The sequence below is a fragment of the Janthinobacterium glycogeni genome, from assembly GCF_051380725.1.
Lineage (GTDB): Bacteria > Pseudomonadota > Gammaproteobacteria > Burkholderiales > Burkholderiaceae_D > Janthinobacterium.
On sequence record NZ_JBNYXP010000028.1, the window covers coordinates 1 to 4,359 of the forward strand.

The window sequence follows — 4,359 nt, forward strand, 5'->3', positions numbered from 1 at the left end:
CACTACCTGATGCACCGGTATAACTGGATACGGCCACATCAGTTCAACCAGGGACTGGCACCGGCCGTCGCCGAAGAAAAACTTAACGTAGTGTCCGGGATGGGTTGACCACTACAATGGTTCAATGCCGAGCAAGCCCATCAGCAACTCCAATTCGTCGTCACTTGCGAGCGTAACCGAGAAAAGCTCGGCACAGGCCGCAGCCATTAAGGCTTCAATCGACAAAGACGCTGTTGTACTTGGTTCGTTTGACGATGCAAATAGATAGCTTTGAATTCTCGCCTCCACTACAGTTGAGATGATATCGACGTCTAGTAGTCCGTCTGCTTCTGGCCGGTTGCCGTCGTTGGCAGGTTGCGCCCCCATTTCAGACATTCGCTTCAGGCCGTCGTTGACTGCATTTCCGCCATCGCCTTAACGCGTTCGATAACGCCAAGAAGTTCCGTATCACACGGATCACCTGTGAACTCAGTTAGGCAAAGATGTCGCGTGGGTTGTCGCTGGAGCTTTTCGGGACTGTCATCGATCATGATGATCTCGTCTGCGGCATACCCGTGCTTCAACGCCTTGCGCAGATCCTTTATGTACACATAGCCGTTACTTTTCGGATCAACCTTCTGAACACACTTTGATACCGCCCATGAAAATGCAACGGGATAGGAAGTTCCAAACAGTTCCTCGGTGACTATTTCGACATAGCGTTCGCTCGATGAAGACCAGACTGCCATATCGAAGTGCGACGCACAGAACCTGATCAGGTCAGATGCAAACGGTCGTACATAGACAAAATATGGGCCAATGCGAAAGGAGTGAGCGCAAGGTAAGGCAACCTCAGTCGCATGCACCAAGGTTTCATCTAAGTCGAAGACAATCAGTCGGACCCGCGCCATGTTCTTGCCTTTCGTTGTCCGCTTCTGGCCGGTTGCGGTCGTTGGCGGGTGCCGCCTGCGGCTTCCATCTATCAACGCAATACTTTAACTTAAATGCATCGTTGCTGAACAGAAATGATGCGAAAGAGAACTCGAATCGATTGCGCCGCGACCCGCGAACCCCGGGATTAACGTTGCAAGAGGTTTTGGCCACGGAAGCGTGCATGGTGAATTTCACCGAAGCTCAAGCAGCTTTTACTTGAGCGCGGTAGAAGTTGCTGCAGGGCAGGGGAGATAGACAGGCCAGACCCGATCTCGTCGGTGGATCAGGCAGCTACGAGATCGCACACCAGGTGCCTGCCTTACCAACAAGAGAGCTGCTCTGCTCAATTGCGCCATGCGGATGGCCGCTATGGGCTGAAGTGTTGCCATCCGGTACGGCAGCATTGCTGAAACTGCTCCGGCTGGCCATTGACATTTCGGCCATAGCATTCAAGGTCATCTTCTTCATGTTGTATTCCATTGTATAAATCCGCTGGCACGACGCAAGCGGCGATGAGCGAAGGGGAAATCAAGAAAGTGGACAAGCATGCCGGCAAACTGACCATCATGCATGGTGAGCTAAAGAACCTGGGCATGCCTGGCATGACCATGCTGTTCAAAGTCAAGGAGCCGTCCATGCTCGACAAGGTCAAGAAAGGCGACAAAGTACGCTTCGTCGCCGAGAAAATTGGCGGGGTATTCACGGTCACCTCCATCGAAGCCATCAGTGAATTGAACAAGGAGAGTTGAAGATGAGGACCGTACGAAACATTTTTCTTGCTACATCCCTGTCGGCGGCAACGCTGGCGGCCCCGTTTGCCTTGGCGCATGCTAGCCTGAAGCAGTCCTCCCCCGGGACCGGCGCCTCGCTTACAGTGGCACCAAAGGAGATTGTGCTAACCTTCAACGAGAAGGTGGAAGTAGCCTTTAGCACGATCACGCTCAGTGATGACGAAGGCAAAGCCATTGGCACCAACAAGGCAAAGCTCGATGCCGCCAATCCAGCCGTCTTGCGCCTGGAAGTACCGGCATTGCGCGCTGGTGCATATACCGTGACCTGGGCAGTTGCAGGACACGATGGGCATCGTCGCAAAGGCGACCTCAAGTTCACGGTGCAATAAATGCCAGCCGTCCCGCTGTTGCAAATCAGTTCAGCTGTGCTGTTGAACCTTGGCTTTGCCTGGCTCGTCGGTTCCTGGTTTGCACGTTGCTGGATGCGTTCAAGTGCCGTGGCGCATGAGCATTTCGAGCCCGCACTGCGCAAACTTGACTTGCTGGCGGCGGCAATCAGCATGACTGGCGGGGCAGCCGCACTATTGGGCGCGACAGCGGTCATGGCCGGCGTCGGCCTGCGCGAAGCAGGTCCGATGTTCTGGACAATGGTGTCGACGACCAGCTACGGACATGCGGGCTGCGGCATTATTGCGGCGATGGCGGTCATCGTTCTTGTGCGATCAATGGGCGCAACGGGTCGTGCCAGCGATATGGCTGTCATTCTCCTTCTGGCCGTTTTTTCATCCATACGGGCCTCTATGGGGCATGCAGGAGAAGAAGGCTTCTGGAGCATCGCGCAATCGCTTGCAACGATACACTTTTTTGCCATCGGCCTATGGACCGGTGCGGTGATCGTGTCCGGCTGGTTTGTGCTGCATGAGATGCGGGCAAGACAATTTGTCGCGGGCGCCGCCGACACGTATCTTACATTGATGTCCCAGACAGCAATGCTTGCAGTGGTTGCCATTGTTGTTACTGGAATTTACAGTGCCTGGTACCGAGTGGGGAGTTCAGAACATCTTGTTCATACCACCTACGGCATCACCTTACTGGTCAAAGTTGCAACAGTCCTTCTTGCCATAGCTTTGGGCGGCTACAACAAATTTTTTGGATTGCCTGCCGCTTCCCGCTCCTCCCGCGGCATCACTCTGGTGAGAGTTGTTTTACAAGCAGAGACCTTGCTACTGCTCGGTGCACTGTTTGCGGCGGCAGTTCTTACCAATCAACAACCACCTACCGCAATGTAATATTGCGACGGATTGCTGCTGTTGCTGCTGCGCGAACACAGGCGAGGTAATTACTGACGTAGACAGGCCAAGCAGGGTGGCCAAGACAGCTTGATGCAGGTGTTTCATGATCGTTCCTTTCAAGTGAGAAAACTTGTGACCGCTACCCGAGTGGGCATTGGGGCTGACCCGCGCTTCATGTCACCCTAAGGCGTCCAATTCGCGGAAGGTCAAGCGCATTTCTATTTTCCCCAGTATTTCCATTTTTCACCTTGCCACAATCAGTGTCCGCTGATTTAATCGCCCCACCGCAATTCGCGGACACATAAAAAATACTGGAGACCTTGTGCGCCAACTGACTGCCCTTATCGCTATATCCATATTCGGTCTCCCCGTTTACGCCGCCTCACCAATAGAAACGGTTGCCGCATTTCACCAGGCACTCGCCAGTGGAAAGACCGAGCAGGCGATTGCCGTGCTCAACCCGGAAATCAGAATCTACGAATCTGGCCAAGTCGAGCGCTCCCGCGAGGAATATGCTGGCCATCACTTGCTAGCCGATGCTGCCTTTGCCAAGGCCACCACAAGCAAAGTGCTCATCCGCTGATTGACCGTCCGCACGCGATCGCGTAGCTGTTGGAGCGTTTGTTGGAGCTGCTGGCGCTGGTTTAGGTAGGTTGCGTCAACGGCTTGTTCGGCTTTGATGTTCGCCAGGGTATTTTTTTGGGCATCCAGTGCTGCCAGGGCTGTCTGCCTGCAGCGCTGTAGGGCCTCCAGCGCATCGTCCGGCGTGGTGAATTGCCGTGAAAGCGCGTGATTGTCATCGATCTGTCGCTGTAGCCGCCGCCGTTCCTGCTGCAAGCTGGAAAGCCCGTAGCGCAGCAGCTTGGCCGTCTCCGCAGCCAGTAGACCTTTGGTATGCACGCGCTCCAGTCCGAGCAGGTCACTCAGTAGTATTTTGATTTCCGCATTGCGGTAGTGAGCCAGTTGGCGCCTGTTCTGCGCCGAAAATGCCGTGGTAAAGAAAGTGGCGGCCGGACCGACGATGTCCTCGACGCAGCGTTGATACGACTCCATTCGACCATCGGAAAGGGTACCGTCTGGCAGTTGCACGGGCTGCCAAGTGCCAGAGCAGAGCTGATGAAGGTAGGCCTCGCTCCTGCGCTTGCCGTTGAGGCGAATGATGATCTGGGTGCGGTATCTTTGTTTCCCCATTTCCCAGACGAGCTCCTTGCGGTTGACCGGCAAATATACCTCGTCATAGTAGGAAAAGCTGCCCAAGCCATCTGCTCCTGCCTTGGACGGCATGGTTGCATAGGGAGTCATATTGTCTAAGAACGCCTAACAAAACCGCTGAATGTATCTCCAGCAGATGAGTATGCAGGCAAGCGAGAGGAATGCCTGATGGATATCGGCACGGCGCTCGTAGCGGATGCGTAATCGGCGGA

The 4,359-nt window shown here is 54.6% G+C and carries 7 protein-coding genes and 1 pseudogene; 3 read left to right on the forward strand and 5 right to left on the reverse strand.

All coding sequences use genetic code 11. From position 1 onward, the window contains the following. Positions 1 to 111: 111 nt before the first annotated feature. From ACQ4W4_RS27495 to ACQ4W4_RS27505, 3 genes are all read right to left on the reverse strand, one after another. Positions 112 to 375: a hypothetical protein gene (locus ACQ4W4_RS27495; RefSeq protein WP_436544660.1), complete on the reverse strand. Its 264-nt coding sequence runs from the start codon at positions 373 to 375 to the stop codon at positions 112 to 114. Between the two features lie 5 nt (positions 376 to 380). After that, entirely contained in the window at positions 381 to 890 is a 510-nt protein-coding gene (locus tag ACQ4W4_RS27500; RefSeq protein ID WP_092797501.1) for an HAD family hydrolase, read from the reverse strand. Positions 891 to 1,203: 313 nt separating this feature from the next. After that, on the reverse strand, positions 1,204 to 1,380 hold the full coding sequence (locus ACQ4W4_RS27505; RefSeq protein ID WP_436544661.1) for a hypothetical protein: 177 nt from the start codon (positions 1,378 to 1,380) through the stop codon (positions 1,204 to 1,206). Between the two features lie 11 nt (positions 1,381 to 1,391). Between ACQ4W4_RS27505 and ACQ4W4_RS27510 the strand changes: the two genes are divergently transcribed. From ACQ4W4_RS27510 to ACQ4W4_RS27520, 3 genes are read left to right on the forward strand one after another with little or no spacing between them, the layout of a single operon-like run. Beyond that, entirely contained in the window at positions 1,392 to 1,661 is a 270-nt protein-coding gene (locus ACQ4W4_RS27510; protein ID WP_436544662.1) for a copper-binding protein, read from the forward strand. 2 nt (positions 1,662 to 1,663) lie between these two features. Further along, a complete protein-coding gene (locus ACQ4W4_RS27515) occupies positions 1,664 to 2,032 on the forward strand; it encodes a copper resistance CopC family protein (RefSeq protein WP_436544663.1) in 369 nt (122 codons plus the stop codon). Further along, on the forward strand, positions 2,033 to 2,932 hold the full coding sequence (locus ACQ4W4_RS27520; RefSeq protein ID WP_436544664.1) for a copper resistance D family protein: 900 nt from the start codon (positions 2,033 to 2,035) through the stop codon (positions 2,930 to 2,932). A 525-nt stretch (positions 2,933 to 3,457) separates the two neighbouring features. On the opposite strand, the gene ACQ4W4_RS27525 is transcribed toward ACQ4W4_RS27520, so the two are convergent. Continuing rightward, the gene (locus tag ACQ4W4_RS27525) at positions 3,458 to 4,192 is read right to left on the reverse strand and encodes a hypothetical protein (protein ID WP_436544665.1); all 735 of its coding nucleotides are present in this window, start codon (positions 4,190 to 4,192) and stop codon (positions 3,458 to 3,460) included. Positions 4,193 to 4,252: 60 nt separating this feature from the next. Next, positions 4,253 to 4,359 (reverse strand): annotated as a pseudogene (locus ACQ4W4_RS27530) (IS5/IS1182 family transposase); the annotation flags it as partial.